This window comes from Corynebacterium sp. AOP40-4SA-5, assembly GCF_052377355.1.
In the GTDB taxonomy this organism is placed as follows: Bacteria; Actinomycetota; Actinomycetes; order Mycobacteriales; family Mycobacteriaceae; genus Corynebacterium.
The window spans coordinates 1-23,842 of record NZ_JBQSWS010000004.1 but is presented as its reverse complement, the minus strand read 5'-3'; the positions used below and the strand labels follow the sequence as shown (position 1 = coordinate 23,842).

19 protein-coding genes are annotated in these 23,842 nt (G+C 69.0%); 10 read left to right on the top strand and 9 right to left on the bottom strand.

From position 1 onward, the window contains the following. Positions 1 to 191: 191 nt before the first annotated feature. The gene (locus ACT3S3_RS03245; RefSeq protein WP_301442581.1) at positions 192 to 572 is read left to right on the top strand and encodes a hypothetical protein; all 381 of its coding nucleotides are present in this window, start codon (positions 192 to 194) and stop codon (positions 570 to 572) included. Positions 573 to 854: 282 nt separating this feature from the next. Here ACT3S3_RS03245 and ACT3S3_RS03240 read toward each other — a convergent pair whose 3' ends face one another. Then, a complete protein-coding gene (locus ACT3S3_RS03240; protein WP_301442580.1) occupies positions 855 to 1,976 on the bottom strand; it encodes an acyltransferase family protein in 1,122 nt (373 codons plus the stop codon). 171 nt (positions 1,977 to 2,147) lie between these two features. Between ACT3S3_RS03240 and ACT3S3_RS03235 the strand changes: the two genes are divergently transcribed. Beyond that, entirely contained in the window at positions 2,148 to 3,422 is a 1,275-nt protein-coding gene (locus ACT3S3_RS03235) for a DUF3068 domain-containing protein (RefSeq protein WP_444626197.1), read from the top strand. Positions 3,423 to 3,496: 74 nt separating this feature from the next. Then, positions 3,497 to 5,116, top strand: coding sequence for a hypothetical protein (locus tag ACT3S3_RS03230; RefSeq protein ID WP_301442578.1), 1,620 nt, complete (start codon positions 3,497 to 3,499; stop codon positions 5,114 to 5,116). A gap of 20 nt (positions 5,117 to 5,136) precedes the next feature. Here ACT3S3_RS03230 and ACT3S3_RS03225 read toward each other — a convergent pair whose 3' ends face one another. From ACT3S3_RS03225 to ACT3S3_RS03215, 3 genes are read right to left on the bottom strand one after another with little or no spacing between them, the layout of a single operon-like run. After that, complete coding sequence (locus ACT3S3_RS03225) at positions 5,137 to 6,012, bottom strand: hypothetical protein (RefSeq protein WP_441579626.1); 876 nt, start codon at positions 6,010 to 6,012, stop codon at positions 5,137 to 5,139. Further along, entirely contained in the window at positions 6,009 to 6,719 is a 711-nt protein-coding gene (locus ACT3S3_RS03220) for an ATP-binding cassette domain-containing protein (RefSeq protein WP_441579627.1), read from the bottom strand. The genes ACT3S3_RS03225 and ACT3S3_RS03220 overlap by 4 nt, the downstream gene beginning before the upstream one ends. Before the next feature lie 2 nt (positions 6,720 to 6,721). Beyond that, entirely contained in the window at positions 6,722 to 7,087 is a 366-nt protein-coding gene (locus ACT3S3_RS03215) for a GntR family transcriptional regulator (protein ID WP_301443472.1), read from the bottom strand. A 376-nt stretch (positions 7,088 to 7,463) separates the two neighbouring features. Here ACT3S3_RS03215 and ACT3S3_RS03210 point away from each other — a divergent pair, with 376 nt between their 5' ends. Then, positions 7,464 to 8,048 (top strand): manganese efflux pump MntP, encoded by a 585-nt coding sequence (locus ACT3S3_RS03210; protein WP_301443473.1) that lies wholly within the window; start codon positions 7,464 to 7,466, stop codon positions 8,046 to 8,048. 79 nt (positions 8,049 to 8,127) lie between these two features. On the opposite strand, the gene ACT3S3_RS03205 is transcribed toward ACT3S3_RS03210, so the two are convergent. Beyond that, on the bottom strand, positions 8,128 to 9,288 hold the full coding sequence (locus ACT3S3_RS03205; protein WP_301443474.1) for a glycosyltransferase family 4 protein: 1,161 nt from the start codon (positions 9,286 to 9,288) through the stop codon (positions 8,128 to 8,130). A 121-nt stretch (positions 9,289 to 9,409) separates the two neighbouring features. Between ACT3S3_RS03205 and ACT3S3_RS03200 the strand changes: the two genes are divergently transcribed. The 5 genes from ACT3S3_RS03200 to ACT3S3_RS03180 all read left to right on the top strand — a co-directional run bounded on the left by ACT3S3_RS03200 (position 9,410) and on the right by ACT3S3_RS03180 (position 16,712). Then, a complete protein-coding gene (locus ACT3S3_RS03200) occupies positions 9,410 to 10,210 on the top strand; it encodes a class I SAM-dependent methyltransferase (protein ID WP_301443475.1) in 801 nt (266 codons plus the stop codon). A 186-nt stretch (positions 10,211 to 10,396) separates the two neighbouring features. Then, positions 10,397 to 11,623, top strand: a complete 1,227-nt coding sequence (locus tag ACT3S3_RS03195; protein ID WP_301443476.1) for an acetyl-CoA C-acetyltransferase — start codon at positions 10,397 to 10,399, stop codon at positions 11,621 to 11,623. Between the two features lie 39 nt (positions 11,624 to 11,662). Continuing rightward, positions 11,663 to 13,957, top strand: coding sequence for a 3-hydroxyacyl-CoA dehydrogenase NAD-binding domain-containing protein (locus tag ACT3S3_RS03190; RefSeq protein WP_441579629.1), 2,295 nt, complete (start codon positions 11,663 to 11,665; stop codon positions 13,955 to 13,957). Between the two features lie 189 nt (positions 13,958 to 14,146). Beyond that, on the top strand, positions 14,147 to 14,785 hold the full coding sequence (locus ACT3S3_RS03185; protein ID WP_301443972.1) for a DedA family protein: 639 nt from the start codon (positions 14,147 to 14,149) through the stop codon (positions 14,783 to 14,785). Between the two features lie 46 nt (positions 14,786 to 14,831). After that, a complete protein-coding gene (locus ACT3S3_RS03180; protein WP_301443973.1) occupies positions 14,832 to 16,712 on the top strand; it encodes an alkaline phosphatase family protein in 1,881 nt (626 codons plus the stop codon). Here the strand turns inward: ACT3S3_RS03180 and ACT3S3_RS03175 are convergent. From ACT3S3_RS03175 to ACT3S3_RS03160, 4 genes are all read right to left on the bottom strand, one after another. Further along, on the bottom strand, positions 16,709 to 17,890 hold the full coding sequence (locus ACT3S3_RS03175) for an oxygenase MpaB family protein (RefSeq protein WP_441579630.1): 1,182 nt from the start codon (positions 17,888 to 17,890) through the stop codon (positions 16,709 to 16,711). The two genes, ACT3S3_RS03180 and ACT3S3_RS03175, sit on opposite strands and share 4 nt — an antisense overlap. Positions 17,891 to 17,919: 29 nt before the next feature. Continuing rightward, a complete protein-coding gene (locus tag ACT3S3_RS03170; protein ID WP_441579883.1) occupies positions 17,920 to 19,176 on the bottom strand; it encodes an oxygenase MpaB family protein in 1,257 nt (418 codons plus the stop codon). 135 nt (positions 19,177 to 19,311) lie between these two features. Then, positions 19,312 to 20,421, bottom strand: coding sequence for a YihY/virulence factor BrkB family protein (locus tag ACT3S3_RS03165; RefSeq protein ID WP_444626194.1), 1,110 nt, complete (start codon positions 20,419 to 20,421; stop codon positions 19,312 to 19,314). Positions 20,422 to 20,475: 54 nt separating this feature from the next. Continuing rightward, complete coding sequence (locus tag ACT3S3_RS03160) at positions 20,476 to 21,909, bottom strand: YeeE/YedE thiosulfate transporter family protein (RefSeq protein WP_444626192.1); 1,434 nt, start codon at positions 21,907 to 21,909, stop codon at positions 20,476 to 20,478. 334 nt (positions 21,910 to 22,243) lie between these two features. On the opposite strand from ACT3S3_RS03160, the gene ACT3S3_RS03155 reads away from it, so the two are divergent. Continuing rightward, a partial coding sequence (locus tag ACT3S3_RS03155) for an alpha/beta hydrolase (protein ID WP_301443756.1) occupies positions 22,244 to 23,842 on the top strand: 1,599 nt, incomplete at its 3' end.

Below are 23,842 nucleotides of genomic sequence, written 5' to 3'. Positions count from 1 at the left end.
TGTCAGATACAGCCAACGAACCGAAGCATGCTGGCGACACTGCCGCTGCCCCTCACTGAAGAAAATAAGGCAGGAATGGCGAGGACCCGGACGGGCGCGACCCTTGGGTCACTTACGGTACCTACGGCGCCAGTCATGGTTCCCCTGGGGCCACAGCTCGGGGACGCCTTCGCAATGAGGCGACGACATGAATGCCCGAGCAGCTAGAGACCCCGCCCAATACCGTTTCAACTAGAAGAAATATAGGTGGAATACCAATGGAAGACCTGAAGATATGGGGGATATTCACTGTCACAGTGTATGCGATTGGAATTTTAGTCGTACTATTGATAGTCGAGAAAGCTTCGAACTGTCCGATAAGTCGACAGATTGCGGAGGCTACATTCTTCAACTTCTCGATCGCCCTCTTCATTCCTACTTTCTTCTGCATATTTACAGAAACGTCACTTCTGGCATATTTCGGTCTCAGCCTGGGTATTTTTCTGCTATTCACCCTAGCTCGTTACCACGTAAGCTTGACGGCAATTCCGCCATCGCCAAAGTATTTATGGAATGCAGAGATATTGCTTTAGAAATACATTTCCGGTAAAGTGTCTCGGTAACTCCCGAAGAATCAGTATCGCCGACCTACATATTTCGATATCCTTAAAATTTCAACCATCCACACAGGCGCATGGTTGGTTGACGCCGGAATTGAAAGAATCGGAATAGCGAATCTCCGACAAGCATCGAGAGCTCCTCGTCGATAGTAAAATACAATCCGCCCACGCGCAGTTCCCGGAAGTACCGCATACCAACGAAAGATAGGCCGCAAACGCGGCGCCCGTCGGCGACCTAGTCGGTCACCCCGTCGGTCACCTGGTGGCCCGCCCCTGCCACCACCGGTTCACCGCCCGGCGCGCGGGGTCCTCCACCAGTGCGTAACTCAGCGCCGCCACGGGAATGGTGAGCACCACCGTCGCCACGAGCACCAGCAGCATCTCCCCCTGGAACAGTCCGATCCCCAGCAGCGGGAACACCAGCGACAACATCGCCATGTGCCACAGGAATATCGAGTACGACCACCGGCCCAACGCCTGCATCACCGCCGAGTCCAGCACCCGCGACGCAGGCGCCACCGCCCACGGCACGATCAGGCACGCGGCGAAGACCAGGCCGTAGAAGTTACGGCGGGCGAACTCCCCGTCCCCCGCCGTCACCAGGCCCTCCGGACCGTCCAGCGCGGCCACGAGCACCGCGAGCACCGCGAGCAGCAACCACAGCCACCGTCGCCGCGCCCAGCGGCGCACGGCGTCCACCGTCCTCACGTGGCACCCGCCCGCAGCGTCCTGCAGCCACCCCTCCAGCTCCGCGGCGAGCAGTCCCACCCCGAACCAGGACAGGAACGCCCACGGCATGATGTGCGCGTTGACTGCCGCGTCGTGCCACGCGACGAACGGCCAGACGTAGCTAAGGCAGCCCACCGCCACGATCGCCGCCACCCGCACCCGCCGGGTGCGGCGTCCCACCGCCAGCGCGAGGACCGGCATCAGCAGGTAGAAGAACATCTCCACGCACAACGACCACAGGTGCGTGAGCCCGCCGACCAGGCCGTCCGGCACGTAGTTCTGCAGCAACAGCAGGTTCGCCACCGTCGCCACCGGGCCCGGCGCCCCGCCCTCCGAGGCGACCGGGAACAGCAGCAGGACGACGACCACCGTCACCCAGTACGCCGGCAGGATCCGCCCCAGACGTTTCACGTAGTACGCCCCCCACCTGGTCTCCGCGGCGTGGCGGCGCCACAGCAGGAACCCCGACAGGGCGAAGAACACCGGGACGAAGAAGTCCAGGCGCGCCATCATGCGGTTGACCAGCCCGCCGGTGTCGTTGCCCGTCTGGAAGGCCACATGGGCGACGATGATCCCCAACGCGGCGACCGCGCGCATCCCCTCCAGGGCGGGGAGGAAGGATTTCCGGGACCGGATCGACTGGCTCATCGCCGATCAGGTTACCGTGGACAGGACGGCCCGCGCGCCCGTCCCGTCGGTGAACCCCGTCACCGGCGCCGGATTCCTGGCGTGTCCCTCCACGACGCCGTAGTTTCAGCAGGTAAAGTAGCTGTGGATTCCCCGCTCGTTGACGTACACCAGGACAGGAACCAGACCCCCATGAAGAAGGTCTTCTCCCACCTCGCCATCATCCTCGGCGCCGCTCTGCTGGTCATCGCGCTGGCACAGCCGATCTACGTCCTGCCGAAGGGCAAGGTCATCCCGAAGGACATCGAGTCGGCGACGGTCACGAAGGTCGCCCCGGGGATCCTGACCGACGCCGCCGCGCTCGCCGCCGACGAACCGGTGGCCGGCAAGGAGTCGCTGCCGGAGTGCCGGGGCGAGAACAAGGTCGTGAGCTGCTTCATCTGGCCGGAGACGGACATCCAGTCCCAGCGTTTCGTGCGCGCCCAGGATCCCACCGACGACAAGGAGGTCACCCTCGAGGCCGGTGGCACCGTGTACCAGGCGGACCTGCCGGAGCCGGACAACCTGCTGTCCGCCGAGATCGACCGCGTGACCCTGGACCGCGAGAGCGCCTACCCGGTCGACGAGCCCACCTCGTCGCTGAACATCACCGCGCCCGGGGTGGACGGCGGCAACGTCAACGAGGACGTCCCCCAGTTCACCCGCACCGGACTGCAGTTCCAGTTCCCCTTCAACACCGAGAAGAAGGCCTACCCCTACTTCGACCACCGGCTGATGGAGACCAACGACATCGACTTCGTCGACCAGGAGAAGATGGACGGCGAGACGGTCTACCGTTTCGAGCAGCAGATCGGCCCGTCGGAGATGTACCCGAACGTGGAGGCGATGCTCAAGGGCGACGGAGAGCTCAGCGCCGCGGACCAGCAGTCCCTCGGATCGCTGAAGCTGTCCTTCCCCGCCGCGAAGTGGGGCCTGACCCCCGACGAGGTCGACGGGTGGGACCCCGAGGACACCGAGAACACCGAGGGTTCAGAGGACGCTGCGGCGTCCAATGACGACGACGAGGACGCTGCTGAAGGCGAGGACGCCGACCTCGGCCCGGAGGTCGAGATGAGCCGCTACTACACCGTGGACCGCACCCTGCGCGTGCAGCCGGACACCGGTGTGATCGTGCACGGTGCCGAGGAGGTGTGGATGTACTACGCCCGCGACGACGCCGAGGCCGAGGAGATGGCCCAGCCGGAGAACCGCGAGCGTGAGCTGGCGAACCCGACCCGTACCGCCATGTACTACCCCGGCGAGTTCAACGACGAGACCCACGAGAACCAGATGAACCGCGCGAAGGACGGCCTGCGCTCGATGGACCTCATCGGCACCTACATCCCGTGGGGTGCGGGCATCATCGGCGTGATCCTGCTCGTCGTCGGGATCATCCTCGCCCGTTCGTCGGGCCGCCACCGCGGCTGACATTCCCGCCCCGGCACCACCGGGGCGACCGGGGTCGATAGGGGTCACCGGGCCCGGCCCCTAGAATCAGGACGATGACCACCCCGGCACCCACCCAGCCACCGCGTCCGGCGTCGCGCCGCGCACGGTGGCTGCTGCCGTTGTGGTGCGCGGTGCTGACGTGCGCGGTCCTCTGGCCCTTCCTGCTGACCCAGCTCAACCAGCTCAACCAGCTCGGTGCAGACGCCGCCGGCGCACCGTCGCTGGTGCTGCGCGACATGGTCGTACCCCACACCATGGTGCTGAACGACCTCGCCACCGGACGCGACGGCCTGCCGCGCGCCGTCCCCCAGGACACCGTCCTGGCCTGGTTGTCGCCGCTGATCCCCCCGCCGGTGACGGTCAGCGTGCTGATGCTCGCCGCCGGCTGGGTCGGTGCGCTGGGCGCCGCCGCCCTCGCCCGGCACGTCGGGGGCACCCGTGCGGCCGTGGCGATCGCCCCGGCGATGACCCTGTGGAGCCCCTTCGTCGCCGAGCGGCTGCTGCAGGGGCACTGGTCGGTGGTGGCCGCCGGTATGCTGCTGCCCACGGTCGCCCTCACCGCGATGCGTGGCACGCGTGGCTCACTGCCCGCCCTCGTGCTCCTCATGGCCGTGTGCGCACTCACCCCGACGGGGCTGGTGCTCGCGGCGGTGACGGCGCTGGTGGCGTCCGGCGGCCTGCGCCGCATGGCGGTGGTCGCCGGCACTGCGGTGGTGCTCGCCCTGCCGTGGGTCGTCCCGACCCTGCTCAACGCCGGGGCCTCGGCGGCACGGTCGGACGCCGCGGGTGCGGCGCTGTTCGCCGCGCGCGCCGAACCCGGGGTGGGGACGCTCGGGGCGCTGGCGGGGCTCGGCGGCATCTGGAACGCCGAGGCAGTCCCCGCCTCCCGCGAGGCCCTCGCCCCGCTGAGCACCGGCGCCGGGGTGGTCCTCGCCGTCGCCGCCTGCGTCGTCGCCGGTGTACTGGTCCGACGCCGCACGCTGCGCTGCGTCCCGCTGGTGTGCCTGGCAGGCCTCGCCGTGCTGCTGCCCGCGGTCGCGGCCACTCCCCCGGGCGTGGCGGTGCTCGGCTGGTTCGTCGAGAACCTCCCCGGTGCGGGCCTGGTGCGCGACACCCAGAAGTTCGTGGTCCTCGCCCTGCCCGGGGCGGTGGTGCTGCTGGCCTGCGGGCTGCGCCCGACTCGTCGGGGCACGTGGGCAGGCCTGGGAGTCCTGCTGCTGGTGTGGGCGGGCGTGCCCGCCCTGCCGCGCGACGTCGCCGACGTCGCCCCCGTGCAGCTGGACGCCGCCTACGCCGAGGCGTCCGACGAGGTCGCGCGCTGGCAAGAAGAGAACGGGGGGACAGCGCGGACGCTGCTGTGGCCGCCGGGCAGTTACCGCATGGTCGCGGGGCGTCCGGCGTTGGATCCGGCACTGAAGATGGTGCCCGGCGCGCCTGTCGACCCCGGGTACCTGATCGTGGACGGCCAACTCGTCGACGGGGACCCGGACACCGTGGCCACTCTCACCGAGTTGGCGTCCGGCGAGGACCGGCTCGCCGAGCGGGGCGTGGACCTGGTGCTGGTGCAGGACGGCGGGGATTCCGACGCCGCCGACGGGGCGGACGCTGTGCTGGGGCAGCACCGCGAGATCTGGGCGTCCGACGGGTGGCGGCTGTACGAGGTGACGGAGTAGCTACCTCAGCGGACCGCGGGTCACTCCAGCTCGATCTTGCGGTTCCAGGAGTAGTAGGTGCGCCACAGGCAGACCAGCATGAGGATCGCCATCGGCGGGACGAAGCCGAGCGGCATCGCGGAGTCGTAGGGACCGGAGACGCCCGGGGTGGTGTCGATCTCGTCGAGCAGGCTGTAGCTGCCCAGCGTCCAGCCCGACGCGTCGCCGCTGAGGCCCACCGGGATGGCGAAAAGTCCGATCAGGGCCACGACCTGGGCGACCATGCCCAGCAGGAAGAACACCAGCACCGGGCCGCCGGGGCCGAGGGTCTGCAGCCACCGCTCCTTGCCGACCGAGATCGAGAAGTAGTACTGCACCGGTGCGGAGAGCATGGCCAGGTAACCGGCCACGATCACCCCGATGATCAGCCAGGCCGGCACGCCGGAGTCGCCGAGGGCCGTCCAGAACTCGTCCAGCATCTCGCCGAGGCCGGTGATCTGCGGGTCACGAACGGAGAACCCGGTGTAGAGCACGCAGCCGAGCAGGACAGTGACGACCAGACTGACGGTGCTCACCAGCGCCGCCCACAGCAGCTTCACCGTGAGGATCCGGCTGCCCTTCACCGGCAGCGTCTGGGTGAGGTAGGCGGTCGCGCCGTAGCTGGAACGCCAGTAGTCCACGGCCAGCACGATCTGCATCACCGGGGTGAAGACCATGACGAGCATCATGCCGACGGCCGCGGCCAGGGGTCCGAAGAGGGTCCAGTCCAGCCATGTCAGCACCGAGCAGAGCAGCACGCCGAGGGTGGCAAGGCCGGTGGTGACGCCGAGCAGCGAGCGGGTGCGCAGCCACTCGTAACGGAAGAGGGTCGAGGTGGGGGTTGTCGGGGTCGGGGTTGTCGGGGTTACAGTGCTCATCGGTACTCCTCCCGGAAGATGCCGTCCAGGCTGGTGCCGTGGTGTGCGCGCAGGTCGTCGGCACTGCCCTGGAGCAGCACATGTCCGTAGCGCATCATCACCACCGCGTCGAGCATCGGCTCGAGGTCGTGGACGAGGTGTGTGGAGATCAGCAGCAGCGAGTCCGGCGAGAGGTTCGCCATGATGCTCCTGAGGATCGAGTCGCGGGCGGAGGGGTCCACCCCGGAGATCGGTTCGTCGAGCAGGTAGACCGGAACCCGGCGCGACATGGCGATCGCGACCTGCACCTCCTCCCGCATGCCCTTCGAGAGCTGTTTGATGCGCAGTTCCTCGTCGATGCCGAAGTCGGCGATCATCGCGCGGGCCTTGTCGGTGTCGAAGTCGGCGAAGTAGTCCGACCACATCCGCAGGCAGAAGCTGACCCTGTGGGACGGGGAGAGGAAGCCGGCGTCCGGCAGGAAGGAGACCAGCGCCTTCGACTCCGGTCCGGGTGCGTGGCCGGCCACGGCGACGTCCCCGTCGTAGCCGGCGAGCACGCCGGCCAGGGTCTTGAGCAGGGTGGTCTTGCCGCAGCCGTTCTCGCCGAGCAGGCCCACGATCTGCCCCGGGTTCAGGTCCAGGTCCACGCCGGTGAGCGCGACCCGCTTGCCGTAGGTCTTGCCGAGCCCACGGGTTCGGACGAGTGGTTGGTTAATTGTGTCGTTCACGGTCACTCCTCGTGTCCTGTCCACCTCGTGGTGACGAGGTGTGTCGCTTGGTCCCGGTCCAGTCCGAGGCCGCGGACGCGTCGGACGAAGTCGTCGACGGCGCCGTCGGCGAGCGCCTGGCGCTCGTCGTCGATGCGTCCTGCGTCGTCGGTGACGAAACGTCCTGCGGTGCGCTCGGTGCGGCACAGCCCGGTGCGTTCGAGTTCGGCCAGCGAGCGCTGGACGGTGTTGGGGTTGACCCCGAGTTCGGCCGCCAGCTCGCGGACGCCGGGGAGACGTTCCCCCGGGGTCCATGCGCCGGTGACGATGCGCCGCGAGAACTCCTGGAGCAGCTGGTTCCAGATCGGGGACGAGTTGTCGAACTCCACGGCCACCTCCTCACGTGTCCCACAGGCGACACTCCATTGTCCGCCTGTATTAGGTATCTAGTACAGTGACACGGTGAAGCGTTTTTGTCAACGGTCCCCCGTGCCGGAGTTTGGGGCCACGAACTCCGGAAAACGTGCTTTCGCACTCTGTGACCTGCCGCTAAAGTCACTGCCCGACGCGCGGCGCACCGCCGGCGTCACCCTGTGTGAAGGGGAGTAGTTCCCGGTCGCCCGCGACCGGAGGTGTGTCGACACACCGGCCGTCCCGCTCGGCCCGGCGCACCACCTGTGCAGCAGCCGTTGACAGGCGAACGAGACCTTCGGCCCAGCCCCGTGCCCGAACCACCGGAACCGCCGAAGAAGAGGTCCCTCCCCCATGACAACCACCCAGCTCCTGCTCATCGCCCTGGGCGTCTCCGCCGACGCCTTCGCCGTATCCGTCGTCCAGGGCACCACCATCCGCGAACACGTGATGCGCCGCATCCTGCTGCTCTCCGTGGTCTTCGGTGTCTTCCAGGCGGTCATGCCGCTGATCGGCTGGGCGGTGGGGTCCTCGGTCGCCGGGTTCGTCGAGAGCATCGACCACTGGATCGCCTTCGCCATGCTCGCCGGCATCGGCACGAAGATGATCGTCGACACCGTCCGCGAGGGACGCGGGGACGGCAGCGGTGGTGGTGAGGGCACCGCGCCCGCCACGTCCTTCACCGTGCGCGCCGTGCTCACCCTCGGCGTCGCGACCAGCATCGACGCCCTCGCCGTGGGCATCGGCTTCGCGCTGGTGCCGATCAACATCCTGGTCGCCGTGGGCCTGATCGGGGCGACGACGTTCCTGGCGTCCCTCGCCGGCGGCTGGCTCGGCCACCACGGCGGACGCCGACTGGGACGTCCGGCGACGTTCATCGGCGGGCTCGTGCTCATCGGGATCGGCGCGTCGATCCTCGTCGAGCACCTCACCGCCTGAGAGGCCGCCTGCCTCACCCCATGTCATCTGACTCATGCCCCAGGTCGAAGAATGGCCATTTTCCGGCCTGGGGCATGACTCAGCTGACGAGTTCCCCGAGCAACTCCTCCCAGCGGGCACCCGTGCGCCCCCAGGAGAACGTCCCGGCGCGGAGCCGCGCATTCTCCCCCAGCTCGGCGAGCAGGGCGGGGTCGTCGAGCAGGTGCCCGAGGGTGTTTATCAGCCCACCTTCCGAGTCCACGAGCACGCCCGTCGCCCGCGGGCCGTCCGCGACCACACTGTCGCGCAGCCCGGCAGACGTGCTGTACCCCAGTGTGGGCACGCCGTGCAGGCCCGCCTCGATGACCGCCAGTCCCCAGCCCTCCTTGCGGCTCGGCAGGATGTGCAGAGCCGCCCGCGCCAGGATCCGGTGCTTGGCCTCCTCGGAGACGTGCCCGTGGAACACCACGAGCCCGGAGACCCCCAGGTCGTCGGCGTGACGCCGCAACTTCTCCGACCACCACCCGTCGCCGATGACGTCCAGGACGGTGTCCGGGTGGGCGGGCAGGACGGCGGCCAGGGCGTCCAACGCATGCTCGAGCTGCTTGTGCGGCACCAGCCGCGACAGGGTGACCAGGTGGATCGGTTCGTCCGGCGCGCGGCCCTGGGCGCTCCTGTCGAGGTCCCCGAGGTCCGGCGGGACGTCCACCCCGTTGCGGATCACCCGGATGCGCGCGCGGTCCACGCCCAGCTCCACGAGCTCCTCCGCGCTCGGCTCCGACACCGTCACATACGGTGACCTGCGGTGCAGCCAGGGCGAGAGTCGCGACTCGATGAACCAGCCCACCCGGGAGAGCACGGGGCCGGCGACGGGCCACTGCTCGCGGTGGCAGTGGTGGGTGAGCAGCACTGTGGGCACGTCCTTGCCCACCAGGGCGCGGGCGAGGAAGGGCACACCGTTCTGGGTGTCGACGACAATGTCCGGGCGGTCCGGGCGGTCTGAGTGGTTCGTACCCCACGGCAGCCGGGCACGCAGCATGTACCACCAGGCCCGCGGGTACACGGTGAAACTCCCACCACCGCGCAGGTAGGTCACCCCGTTGCGCCGCTCACGCGCGGCGGAGCCCGGGTAGCGGGCCGTGCGGAACGTGACCTCGTGCCCCCGGCCCACGAGATACTCGGCGACGTGCTCGAGGTAGACCTCGCTGCCACCGCCCTCGGGGTGGCGGGAGTCGCGCCAGCACAGCAACAGAACCTTCATGACCGTTCTCACGATACAGGCCGCGCGGCGCCCACCACCGTCTGCTGCGGCCCTCGGCGCCCACCTTGAGCCCTCAGGTCGCTCCGAGGCCCCGTCAGCGACCTGTACCCTCAAGGTCACGATGCCGAAGCCCCCCGATCACGCCGTACCTCCCACGCTGCGCCCGTTGCGTCGCCACGCCACGCTGCGCCGGTCCCTCGGCCTGCTCGGCGACTTCCGCTTCGAGCAGAGCGACCCGGACCGTTTCTACGGGCGCCTCGCCGAGGACACCGTCCGGCTGATCGGTGACCTGCAGGACGGCGCGACCGGAGAGTCGCTCGCCGGGTGCCGCATCCTCGACGTCGGCGGCGGGCCGGGCTACTTCGGACGCGCCTTCGCCGCGGCCGGCGTGGCGTCCGGCGACTACGTGACCTGTGAGCCGGACGTCGGGGAGATGGCAGCGGCGGGCATCCGGCTGCGGTCCTCGGTGCGTGGTTCGGGCATGGACCTGCCGTTCGCCGACGACGTCTTCGACGTCACCTACTCCTCCAACGTCGCCGAACACGTGTCCGAGCCGTGGCGCATGGCGGACGAGATGCTGCGCGTCACCCGGCCGGGCGGGCTGATGATCTTCTCCTACACCTGCTGGCTGGGGCCGTTCGGCGGCCACGAGACGGGCCTGTGGGAGCACTACGTGGGCGGGGAGTTCGCGGCCGGACGCTACGAGCGTCGCCACGGTCACCCGCCGAAGAACCGCTGGGGCGAGAGCCTGTTCGACGTGTCGTGCGCCGACGGGCTGCGCTACGCCGCGCGGGCGCAGGACGCCGAACTCCTCGCCGCGTTTCCCCGCTACCACCCGTGGTGGGCGTGGTGGATGGTGCGCGTCCCCTGGTTGCGCGAGGTGGCGGTGTCGAACCTGGTACTGGTGATGCGGCGGCGGTGAGGCCGAACCCCGTCCCCTCACGCCACCTCACGCCACCCGTAGCTTGACGATACAAAAGCGCAGGAAGACAGCACCCCCGACCTCACCGGAATGCCACGCGCAACCAGATATGACGATAGAGTGATCGGCGACACATGTTGCACACCGATGTCGTCGCACCAACAAGTGAGGCAAGTGAGGACCGTCATGACGAACACCAGCATCCCCGAGGCTTTCATCTACGAAGCCGTCCGAACCCCGCGTGGTAAAGGCAAGCCCGGTGGCAGCCTCCACACCGTGAAACCCGTTGACCTGCTCAGCGGCCTTATCACCGAGATCCTCGAGCGCAACCCGGGCCTGGACCCGGCCGCGGTGGGCGACGTCATCTCCGGCGTCGTCACCCCGGTCGGCGACCAGGGCATGGACATCGCCCGCACCGCGGCCCTCAACGCCGGCCTGCCGTACTCGGCGACGGGACTGCAGGTCAACCGCTACTGCGCCTCCGGCCTCACCGCCCTGAACCTGGGTGCGATGAAGGTCCGCTCCGGCTGGGACGACCTCGTCCTCGCCGGTGGCGTGGAGTCGATGTCGCGCGTGCCGATGGGTTCCGACGGCGGCGCGCTGGCCATGGACCCGGAGACCTCCTTCGCCAACGACTTCATCCCGCAGGGCATCTCCGCCGACCTCATCGCCACGCTCGACGGCGTCGACCGCGAGCAGCTCGACGCCTACGCCTCACGCTCCCACGAGCGCGCCGCGACGGCGTGGCAGGAAGGACGCTTCGACGGCTCCGTCGTCCCGGTCAAGGACCGCAACGGCGTGACGCTGCTGGACCGCGACGAGACGATCCGCCCCGGCACCACCCCGGAGAAGCTCGCCGGCCTGCGTCCGGCCTTCGCCGGCATCGGCGATCAGGGCGGCTTCGACGCCGTCGCGCTGACCAAGTACCCGCAGGTCGAGGCCATCAACCACGTGCACCACGGCGGCAACTCCTCGGGCATCGTCGACGGCGCCTCGCTGCTGATGATCGGTTCCGAGGCCGCCGGCCAGAAGAACGGGCTGACCCCGCGTGCCCGCGTCGTCGCCGCGGTGACCACCGGTGTGGAGCCCACGATCATGCTCACCGCCCCGGCACCGGCCGCCCGCGCCGCCCTGGAGCAGGCCGGCCTCACCGCCGACGACATCGACGTCTGGGAGATCAACGAGGCGTTCTCCTCCGTCGTCCTGCGCGCGCAGCGTGACCTGAACATCCCGGACGAGAAGCTCAACATCAACGGCGGCGCCATCGCCATGGGCCACCCGCTGGGCGCCACCGGTGCGATGATCACCGGCACCGCCGTCGACGAGCTGCACCGCACGGGCGGACGCTACGCCCTGATCACCCTCTGCGTCGCCGCAGGCATGGGTGTGGCCACCATCATCGAACGCGTCTAGACCACCGCCGAACACCGAACTTCTGTAGGAGAACAACTCATGAGCGACAACATCATCGCCTGGGAGACCGACGGCAACGGCGTGGTCACCCTCACCATCGACGACCCCAACTCCCCCGTCAACACCATGAACACCGCCTTCGAGGCCTCCCTGACGGAGACCGCGGAGAAGCTGCGCGCCGGTGTCGAGGCCGGCGAGGTCACCGGTGTGGTCGTCACCAGCGCGAAGAAGACCTTCTTCGCCGGCGGCGACATCAAGTCCATGATCACCGCCACCCCGGCCGACGCGGAGGCGCTCACCACCTCCATCGACCGGATGAAGGCCGACATGCGCAGCATCGAGACCCTCGGGGTCCCGGTCGTCGCCGCGCTCAACGGCACCGCCCTCGGCGGCGGCCTGGAGATCGCCCTGGCCACCCACCACCGCATCGCCGCGGACACCAGGGGCGCCAAGTTCGGCCTGCCCGAGGTCACCCTCGGCCTGCTGCCCGGTGGCGGCGGCGTGGCACGCGTGACCCGCATGCTCGGCATCCAGGACGCACTGATGAAGGTGCTGACCACCGGACGCCAGTTCAACGCCGACGCCGCCAAGGACGCCGGCCTCATCGACGAGGTCGTCGCCGCCGACGGACTCATCGACGCCGCGAAGGCGTGGATCGCCTCCAAGCCCGAGGCGTCCCAGCCCTGGGACCGCAAGGGCTACCGCATGCCCGGCGGCACCCCGACCACCCCGGCGCTGGCCGCGATGCTGCCCAGCTTCCCCGCCAACGTCACCAAGCAGATCAAGGGCGCGCCGATGCCCGCCCCGCAGGCGATCCTCTCCGCCGCGGTCGAGGGTGCCCAGCTCAAGCGCTTCGAGGACGCCACGGCCGTGGAGACCCGCTGGTTCGTCTCCCTGGTCACCGGCCCCACCTCGAAGAACATGATGCAGGCCTTCTTCTTCGACCTCAACCACTGCAACGGCGGCGGCTCGCGCCCCCTGCAGGCCGACGGCACCCCGTACCCCAAGACCGAGTTCCGCAAGGTCGGCGTCATCGGCGCCGGCATGATGGGTGCCGGCATCGCCTACGTGGCGGCGAAGGCCGGCATCGAGGTCGTCCTCAAGGACATCTCCGAGGAGAACGCGCAGAAGGGCAAGGCCTACTCCGAGGGCCTGGAGGCCAAGGCCCTCAAGCGTGGCAAGACCACCGAGGAGAAGTCCGCCGCCCTGCTCGGCCGCATCACCCCCACCGCCGACTACGCCGACCTGTCGGACGTGGACCTGGTCATCGAGGCCGTCTTCGAGAACACCGAGCTCAAGCACAAGGTCTTCGCCGAGATCGAGGCCGCCGTGCCGTCCACCGCCGTGCTGGGCTCCAACACCTCGACCCTGCCGATCACCGGCCTGGCCGAGGGCGTGGACCGCCCGAACGACTTCATCGGCCTGCACTTCTTCTCCCCCGTGGACAAGATGCCGCTCATCGAGATCATCTCCGGCGAGAAGACCGACCCGGCCATCCTGGCCAAGGCCCTGGACTTCTCCCGCCAGATCCGCAAGACCCCGATCGTGGTCAACGACTCCCGCGGCTTCTTCACCTCCCGCGTGATCGGCACCGTGCTCAACGAGGCGATGCGCATGCTCGTCGAGGGCGTGGACCCGGCCGTCATCGAGGCCGCCGGACGCCAGGCCGGCTACCCCGCCCCGCAGCTGCAGCTGCAGGACGAGCTGAACCTGAAGCTTGCCCGCAAGATCGGTGCGGAGACCACCGCCGCCGCCGAGGCCGCCGGCGTCACCGTCGACGACGGCGGGGTCAACGCCCTGGTGGACGCCATGCTCGACGAGTTCGAGCGCCCCGGCAAGCTCGAGGGCAAGGGCTTCTACGAGTACGACGAGAACGGCCGCCGCACCGGCCTGTGGGCCGGGCTGCGCGGCGAGCTCCGCGAGAAGCTCGGTGTGACGCCGGTGGACGTTCCGGACGGCGAGGCGGCCACCGCCGGTGCCGACCTGAACTCCACCGCAACGTCCGGCACCTCCGGCGTCCCCACGCTCAACGACCTCATCGAGCGCATGCTGTTCATCGAGGCCCTGGAGACCCAGCGCTGCGTGGACGAGAACGTGCTGACCTCGGACGCGGACGCCAACATCGGCTCCATCCTGGGCATCGGCTACCCGGCCTGGACGGGCGGTTCCCGCCAGTTCATCACCAACTACGCCCGCCCGGCGGCCGCCGCACTGCCGTCCGACGCCGGCAAGGACTACCCCACCAGCGGTGTGGCCGGCTTCGTCGCCCGCGCCGAGGAGCTCGCCGCCGCCTACGGTGAGCGCTTCGCTCCGGTGGCGTCGCTGAAGGGCTAGTTTTCGCGAGGGCAACAGGAACCGCAGGAACAGTGACGACGGTTTCCGTCCGGCATTCCGGTCGAAGTGAACACTTCGCAGTGGATGCCCGACGGAAACCGTCGTTCTGCAATCCGACGACACGTCCCGGGAAAGCGGCTATATTGACGGTCAACCGGTTTCACCCCCACCCGTCCGGAAGGCCACTGCGTGTTTGATTCTGTCGTCGACTGGGCGGTGTCCCTGATGGACACGCTCGGCGCCGTCGGCGTGGGCCTGGCGATCCTGCTGGAGACCGTGTTCCCACCGGTGCCCAGCGAGTTCGTGCTGCCGCTGGCCGGGTTCACCTCCACCATCGGCGAGCTCAACGTGTGGGCGGTGTTCCTCGCCGCCACGGCCGGGTCGATGATCGGCGCGTGGCTGCTGTACTGGCTGGGCGCGGTGGTCGGGGCGGAGCGGCTGCGCGCCGTCGCCGACCGCATGTGGCTCACCGAAGGCGAGGACGTGGACAAGGCGCTGCACTGGTTCGACCGGTTCGGCGAGGCGACGATCCTGTTCGGACGCGTCGTGCCGGGGGTGCGCAGCCTCGTGTCCATCCCGGCCGGCGTGCACCGCACCCCGCTGGTGAAGTTCTCCGTGCTGACCCTGCTGGGCTCGAGCGTGTGGAACGGGGTGCTGATCTGGCTGGGAGTTGCCCTGGGGGACAACTGGACGGTCGTCTCCGACACCATCGACCGCTACTCCGGCTGGGTGTACGCGGCGGTCGCGGTCGCCGTGGTGGCGGTGCTGGCGTTGCTCGTGGTGCGCGACCGCCGCCGTAAGGCGCAGGCGTTCAACAACGGTTCATGACCGGGACACCGCCGCGACAGAACGCTCCCCTAGGTTCTGCGGGGTCATGGATAACCAGAACCCGAGAACCCACCCGACCACGAGCCGACGCACCTTCCTGAAGGGGGCGTTCGCCGCAGGTGCCGCGGCGGCGGCCGGCAGTCTGCTGCCTCCGTCGCTGCTCACCCAGCTCGCCACCGCCGCACCCGCCGGCTCCCTCGACGACGTCGAGCACGTCATCTTCCTCATGCAGGAGAACCGCGCCTTCGACCACTACTTCGGGACGCTGCGCGGCGTCCAGGGCTTCGACGACCCGTCCGTCCTGCGCCGCCGCGACGGCGGCACCGTCTTCCGGCAGGACGGCGTCCTGCCGTTCCCCATCCGCGGCTCCGCCGGACGCCAGTCGATGGACGCCGAGAACGTCGACGCCCTCAACCACGAGTGGGAGGGCGGCACCGCCGCGCTCGACGGCGGCTGGTGCGACAACTGGGTCGAGGCGAAGACCGCCTCGACGATGGCCTACTACGACCGCGACGACCTGCCCTTCCAGTACGAGCTCGCCGACACCTTCACCATCTGCGACCAGTACTTCTGCTCGGTGCCGACGAGCACCTCCCCCAACCGCAACTACTTCTTCTCCGGCTACACCGGTCACGAGCCCGACTCCCCCGACGAGCGGGCCGTCGACAACCGCGCCTACGAGGCGACGCACCCCGGCTACGGGTGGCGTTGCCTCGCCGAGACCCTGCAGGACGCCGGCATCGACTGGCAGGTCTACCAGGAGTGGGACAACTTCACCGACAACAACCTGGAGTACTTCGACTACACGCGCGACATCGCCCGGAAGGTGTTCCCGGGCCCCTTCGGCACCGGCGAGACCTACTACACCGCACTGCAGAAGGCGCGGGAGACGGGTGCGCACGCCGTGGAGTCCGCGTTGACGTCGCGGCTGGAACGCACGCTCGCCGGCCTCGACGACGCCGAACGCACCGTCTTCGACCGGGCGCTGTACCGCTCGGAGCCGGGGACCACGACGCAGCGTCTCGCCGCGGACATCAGCGCCGGGACGCTGCCGGCGGTGTCGTGGGTGGTGCCGCCCAGCACGGAGTCCGAGCACCCCTCGGCGTCCTCCCCGCGGGCCTCGGCGAACCTGATCTACCGGATCCTGGAGGCCCTGGGCGACAACCCGGACGTGTGGCGCAGGACCGCGCTGATCATCACCTTCGACGAGAACGACGGCTACTTCGACCACGTGCCGCCGCCGCGTCCGCCGGAGTCCGAGCAGGACGAGTGGTACCAAGGCACGGCGCTGGGTTTCGGCAACCGGGTGCCCACCCTGGTCGTGTCCCCGTGGACGGTGGGCGGGTTCCGGTGTTCGGAGGTCTTCGACCACACCTCGGCCGCGCAGTTCCTGGAAGCGTGGAAGGGCATCGAGGTGCCGCTGGTATCGGACTGGCGACGACGCATCAGCGGCGACCTGACCAGCGCCTTCGACTTCCGCCAGCCCAGGACGTTCACCCCGGTGGCCCGCCCTGCGCCGACCGGCGGGCTGGAGCCGCGGTGGCTGCCGGAACCCCCGGCGACGCCGTCGATGCCCACCCAGGAACCGGGGCAGCGCCCGCGGCGTCCGCTGCCGTACAGGGTGTCGGTGACGGCCACCCCGCGGCCCGGACGCTCGGCGGTGGAGCTGACGTTGCGCAACAGCGGTACGGCGACGGCGAACCTGCTGGTCTTCCCGTTCCACGGGCAGGACGCGTCGGTCACCGGTCACGACGTGTCGGGGTCCGTCACCGTCGACGTCCCCGTCAGCAGGGACGCTGACGGGGACGGACGGTACGACATCGTGGTCACCGGCCCGGCCGGGTTCCACTTCACCGCCCGCGGCACGCTGGACGCGACACCGACGGGAGGGTCCGGCGGCACGGGGAGTTCGGCGTCCGGCTCCTAGCCGACCTTGAACTCCTCGGAGTTGATCGCCTTCGCGGCGGTCTCCTCCTTCTCGGCGTTCTTGAACTCGAGGATGGTGTCCTCGTGGTTGTGGCTGTATGCTTTCTGCCCCTTGCCCTCGGCGCGGCGCTTGAGCAGCTCCTCGCGCTGCTCCAGCGGGGTCTTCGGGTTACCGAACATGCGCCGGGCGACCTCGGGGGTGTAGACCCTCGGGGTCTCGGCGGGGACGCCGAGGATCGCCGGGGCGATGTAGCGCTCGGCGCGCGGGCAGATCCGCTTCACGATGGCCATGAGCAGGCTGGGGAACTTGTTCGCCACCGTGAGGATCGGCTTCCACAGGGCGAACATCGCCGCGTCCATCGCCTTGGACTGCTTCAGGCCCGCCATGCCGCGCATCCAGTGCGGGTAGGTGGCGATCACGCTGCGGCGGAAGAAGGGACGGCCGATGACGCGCAGCGGCTTGGGCAGATCCACGAAGGCGTTCTCGAAGGCGTCGAGGATCTCGCTGATGTTGTGCACCGCCGCCTCGGAGGCCGAGAGCTTCTCGCGCCAGCTGTCGAGGTAGGCCTGCACCTCACCACGGGTGCGCGGCACGTCGTCCATGTCGATGGGCTGGAACTGTGCGGCGATCGCCATCTGCGACCAGTACTCGTTCTCCTCGTCGCGGGAGAGCTTGCCGGGGCCCATCTTCTCGTAGGTGTAGAGGATGGAGTGCCACGCGGTCACCAGGATCCACAGCTGCGAGGACGGCTTGTTCGCCTCGTAGTCGTTGCCGGTCACCGGGTTGACCCCGTAGGAGCGGTCGTGGACCTTCATGAGGATGTCGGACATCCTGGTCACGGTCTGTGCGTCGGCGAAGGTCACCGCCGCGAAGTACTCCATGGTGCGGTCGTAGCGCACGGGCATGCGCTTGATGACCTGGCCGGAGGCGTCGACGGCTGCGACGAGGTCCGGGTCGAGGTGCTCGATGGTCACCGCGCGGAAGAAGCCGTGCAGTGCGGACGTCGGGAAGGTCCAGACCTTCCAGGTCACCGAGCCGGGGCCGAAGAAGCCCTCGTCGGCGCGGGTGAGGACGTCACCCTTGCCACCTCGGCGGAAGATCCTGCCTCGGGTTCCGTTGTCGGTGTCCGTGCTGGTGTCCGTGGTTCCGGTGTCATCACCGGTGTAGGGGCAAGACATGACGTCCTCCTTCGTGGCCGTGGTGGCTGTCAGCCGACCTTGTAGCCGTCTGCGTTGATGGTTTCCTCGGCGGTCTCGACCGACTCGGCGTTCTTGAACTCGAGGATCGTGTCCTCGTGGTTGTGGTCGTAGGCCTTCTGGCCCTTGCCCTCTCCGCGCTTGCGCAGCAGCTCCTCGCGCTGCTCCAGCGGGGTAAGCGGGTTGCCGAACATCCGGCGGGCGACCTCGGGGGTGTAGACCCTGGGCGAATCCGCCGGGGTCTCGAACAGGATCGGCTCGTAGAAGCGGGTCGCCCGGGGGCAGGTCCGCTTGACCATCCACATCATCAGACGCGGCTGGACCTGCATCGCCTTGTAGATCGGCTTCCAGAGGGCGATGGAGAGTTCGTCCATGATCCGCGAGGACTGGTTGAGCCCCATCATCTTGCGCATCCAGCGCGGGTAGGTGGCGATCACGCTGCGGCGCAGCAGGGGGCGGCCGAGCTTCTGCAGCCACTTCGGCAGGTCCGGGTCGATCGTCTCGAACCCGTCGAGGATGTGGCTGATGTTGAACACGGCAGCCTCGGAGGCCGAGAGCTTCTCGCGCCAGCCGTCGAGGTAGGCCTGCACCTCACCACGGGTACGGGGCAGATCCTCCAGGTTGATCGGCTGGAACTGCGCCGAGATCGCCATCTGCGCCCAGTACTCGTTCTCCTCGTCACGGGAGAGCTTGCCGGGGCCGAACTTCTCGTAGACGTAGAGGATGGAGTGCCAGGCGGTGACGTGGATCCACAGCTGGGAGGACGGACGGTTCGCCTCGTAGTTGTTCCCGGTCACCGGGTTGACGCCGTAGGAGCGGTCGTGGACCTTCATGAGGATGTCGGACATCCGCGTCACGGTCTGCGCGTCGGCGGCGAGGACGGCCGCGAAGTACTCCATGGTGCGGTCGTAACGGATGGGCGTGCGCTTGATGACCTGGCCGGACTCGTCGACGGCGGCGACGAGGTCGGGGTCCAGGTGCTCGATGGTGACCGCGCGTGCGAAGCCGTGCAGGGCCGAGCCCGGGAAACCCCAGACCTTCCAGGCGACCGAACCGGGGCCGAAGAAGCCCTCGTCGGCGCGGTTGAGCTTGTCGTTCTTCCCGCCACGCTCCCCGCGACCTGCGGACTTCTTGGCGGAGGACTTCTTGGCGGCCCCCTCCTCCGGCGCCTCGCTGGCCGAGTTGCTGGCAGAGTGATCGGTTGCTGCCGCGTCGTCAGTCGCGGTCTCCAGCAGGTCAGTGTCGCCGCCGGTGTAGGGGCAAGACATGGTGTCCTCCGTCATGTAGTCGTGTATCTGTAGCGCTCGTCACAGAATGATAGCCGAACGGAAATCTTTATGGAAGCGAATTCGGCAAAGAATTGTGTCGGACATCACTCAGGGACCCCGATCCCTGACCCCCACCTACCGGTCGAGCGCGTGACTCCCCGCAACGCCGCTGGTCCGGCCGCCGTCCCCGTCGCCGTCACTGTCCCCGTCCCCGTCGCCGTCCCGCTCGGCGACCTCCTGGTCGACGTGCTCGGCCACCTCGGCCGCCTCACGCACCGTCCGGGCGCGTTCCACGTCGCGGGCGAACTTGTCCTCCGCCTTCTCGATGGCCACGGTGTCGCGCGCCTCGAGCTGCAGGTTCTCCTCCGCCGGCAGCCCCGCCTTGAGCTGGCGCACCCGCTCGACCTCGCTGTCGACCACCGCGCCGAACAGCAGCACGATGTTCACGATGAACAGCCACAGCATCAGGATCACCACGCCGGCGAGCGTGCCGTAGGTGGCGTTGTAGTTGCTGAAGTTCACCACGTAGAAGAAGAACGCCAGGGACGCCAGGATCGCCCCGCCGATCGCCAGGACCGCACCGGTGCTGATCCAACGCATCCCACGCACCCGGATGTTCGGCGTGGTGCGGTAGAGCAAACCGACCAGCAGGATCACCACCGCGGCGATCACGAACCAGCGGGCCACCCCCCAGAGCCGCAGCGCCGTCTCCTCCAGCCCCACAGCCGAGCCGAGCAGTTCGGCGAACGGCCCGGACAGACCGAAGGCCACCACCCCCAGCGCCACGAGCAGCAGCAGGAACGCGGTGAGCAGGTACATCTGCACGTTGTACTTGACCACACCGCGCCCCTCCGACGCCTCGTAGATGCTGTTCATCGCCCGGCCGAACGTCTTCACGTAGCCGGACGCCGTCCACAGCGTGGTCAGCAGACCGATGACCAGGCCCAGCCCGGCGGACGGGGTGGTCAGGATCGTCTGCAGCACCGGCTCCACCGCGCCCCACGTGGACTCCGGCACGATCGCCTGCGCCTCGTCGAGCATGGAGACCACCGTCTCCTCGCTCTGGCCGAACAGGCCCAGGATCGACACCAGGGCGATCAGCGCGGGGAACAGGGCGAGCAGCGTGCGGAAGGTCAGGCTGCCGGCGAGGTCGATGCAGCCGCAGGCGATGAAGCGCCGGAAGGACCGGCCGGGGATGTACCGCCAGGCCGGTGGGGAGGAGTGTGCTGAAGCGTCAATGGCCACAGGCTATCGAAATATCATTCACAGCGGGTAACCAGGGCAGTCCGCCGCACGCGGCTACTCCCCCTTCTTCACCGCGATGACCCAGCCGGCGTCCCCCGCGGTCTCGAACTGCGTGACCTCGTGGCCGTCCGTCGCCGCCCACCGCGGCAATGCGTCGGTCGCCTGGGTGCAGTCGAACTCGATGACGAGCTCCTCGCCCACCCCGACCCGCTTGATCGCGTCCTTCGCCTCGATCAGCGGGAAGGGGCACACCGCACCGAGGGTGTCCATCCTCCACCGCCCGTCGCCGAGGTCGGTGAGCCCACCGCCGTCGGACGCCGCGACGACGCCGAGCGCCGAGGCGTCCAGCGCCGGCGCGGTGAGGACGCCTCCCGCCGGGACGCCGGACGCAACGGACGGTGCCGACGGCACCGCCGCCGAGCCGTCCTGCGCTGTCGGTGCGTCCTGCACGTCTTGCGGGTTGTAGGGCTGGTCCGGCTTCAGCCAGATCTTCGCCGCCAGCCCCACGCCGAGCGCGATCGCGACGATGCCGACCCACCCCTGGTAACTGAACAGCGAGGTCTGCACCATGCCGTTGCCCACCGTGCAGCCGCCGGCCCAGACGGCGCCGACGCCCATCATCGTGCCGCCGGCGACCGAGCGCACCGCCTGGCGTGCGTCCGGGACGCGCACGCGGAACTCGCCCGACGCCTTCGCCGCGATGAACGACCCCACCAGGATGCCCAGGACCAGCAGCACACCCCAGTTCCAGTTCTCCGGGTTCGCCGTGGTGATCCAGGACGCCAGGTCACCCGAGGGTGTGGTGATGCCCAGGCCGGAGTTCCGGCCCGTGGCGGCCGAGAGCGGCCAGGCGACGACACCGATCACGCCGATGACCGCGGCGGTGACGTAGAAGTGCCACGGCTTCTCCGTGAGCAGGTGGGCCAGAACCGTCTTCTTCGGCGGCAGCGTCGCCACGGTCGGCAACGCCCGGTCACGCGCCACGTACCGGCGCACCATCAGGGCGGTGACCACCACGATGACCAGCACGAAGACCCACGGGGACAGGCCCACGGACTCCGGGATCGTGGTGGCGCCGACGGTGACGTCGCCCAGGAAGTCGTTCAGGCCACTGAGCGGGCCGTAGTTCATCGCCGCCGACGACAGGGCGTACATCGCCAGGGCGATCCAGGACCCCACGAGCCCCTCGCCCGAGCGGTACCAGGTACCCGAGGCGCACCCGCCGGCCAGCACGATGCCCAGGCCGAAGACGAGACCGCCGACGATCACGGCGAACGGGGCGAAGTCGCTGACCACCGGGTCGATGACGCCGAGGCTCGACAGTGCGGTCAGGCCGACCGCGTGCACGGCGATGACGACGAGCAGCGCGGTGACCCCGCGCCAGGTGCGTTGGGTGAAGATGTCGCGCAGGAAGCCGGTGACGCAGAACCGGCCGCGTTGCATGACGAAGCCGAGGACGGCGCCGACGGCGAGTCCGGTGATGAGCATGGGGTCCTCCCGAGGGATCCGCGAGCGATCTGGAATGAACAGATCTGTCTATGAGCGACTGTGGACCCTACACCGCCGTGCCGCGATCCGACAAGGGTCGGAGCTGGGTCGGGCCCGGCTCGGGCCTGGGGCCAGGCAACCCCGCGTCGCGTGCCAGATTCAGTGATCCGCTGCCACGAAAAGGGCGAATCTTGTACGCGAGCGTGGCGACCCCGCGATTCGGGGGGAGGCCGAGGGGAGGGATCCCCCGTTTCTCGCCTGGCCGCATCAGGTAGGTTCTCCAGAAGAACCTCTTCTCGACGTTTCAGGAGAATCAGTGCCACCGCGTGTCCGCATGTCCGCCCCCGCCCTGTTGGCCGGTGCCGCCGTCGCCGCCTCGACCGTCTTCGCGCTGCCGACCGCCGCCGCAGACCCAGACGCCGCCGCAGTCCCGCAACCCCAGGCGTCCAACGACGTCACCTGGGAGAACTGCCCGGAGCAGGTCACCGTCGACACCGCCGAGTGCGGTCGTCTCGACGTGCCGATGTACCACTCCGATCCCGACGGTGAGCAGATCTCCGTCGGCTTCGTCCGGGTGCCGGCGTCCGACCCGGAGTCCCGACGCGGGACATTGTTCGGCAACCCCGGCGGCCCTAGCGGCGACGGGTACTCCTTCTTCGGCTACGACCAGGAGGGCGGTCTCTCCTGGCCCGAGGAGATGAGGGAGGAATGGGACCTCGTCGCGGTGCAACCCCGTGGACTGGAAGGCTCCACCCCGGTGGACTGCCTGCATGAACCGTCCGGCTACGACGCCGTCCGGGCGCAGCTGGAGCCGGGCGGCTACGTCAAGGCCGCCTGCGAGACAGGCACACCCGGCTACACCGACGCGCTCACCACCAAAGAAACGGCCGGCGACTGGGAGGACGTGCGCGCCGCCCTCGGCGAGGAGAAGATCTCGCTGCTGGGCCTGAGCTACGGCACGCAGCTGGCGTCGACCTACGCCACGATGTTCCCGCAGCGCACCGACCGCACCGTACTGGATTCCGGCTACGACGTGCAGCGCGCCTGGGCCGGTGTGCTCGACGACCAGACCGGCGGGTACACCGACGGTCTGCACGACTTCCTGACCTGGGCGGCGCGGAACAACGACACCTACGGGCTCGGAGAGACCCCGTTGGAGGTCTACCGGTCCTGGTCACGGGTGGTCGTGGAGGAGTCCGGCACGAATCCCACGGTGGTGCCGCCGCCCGCGCAGGTAGGCGACCTCCCGCCCGGCCTGCAGTGGGGTGGCCAGCCCGCCGCCGACCTGCTCACCGCTGTCGGGGAACCGCAGGCCCGCCTGGAGAACCTCTTCCGCATGGTCGCCGCGCCCGGCGCCGTCCAGAGTTCCTCGATGACCTTGGCGATGACCCGCGCGCTCGTTCCGTCGCCGAACAACTGGGGCACGCTGGCGGGCCTCGTCGCCGGCACGGAAACCCCGCCGTCCGTCGAGGAGCTGGCGGCACAGAACCAGGACCCGTCCACGACTGTGCCGATCTACATGCAGTCGATGGTCATCTGCAACGAGAACCAGGTCGCACCCGACTACTCACGTATCCCCGAGGCGGTGTGGAACGGCTACGTGGTGCAGGACGCCTTCTCCGCGCCCGGCGACCTCGCCGCGGCGGGGATCAGCTGCAACGGCATCGAGCCGGACGCTCCGTTCGTCGACATCGACGGCGGCGCGCTGCAGACCGCGCCGCTGCAGGTCCAGGGCACCGGTGACCCGCAGACGCTCTACCGCACGCACCGCCCGATGGCGGAGGCGATGAACAGCCACGTCATCACCGTGGACGGCCCGGGGCACGGCCAGGTCGGCTTCGGCAACGACGTGGTGGACGACGCCGTCGTGGAGTACCTGCGCACCGGCAGCACCGACGTGACGTCCGCCCCGTCACGTCCGGTGGGTACCGCC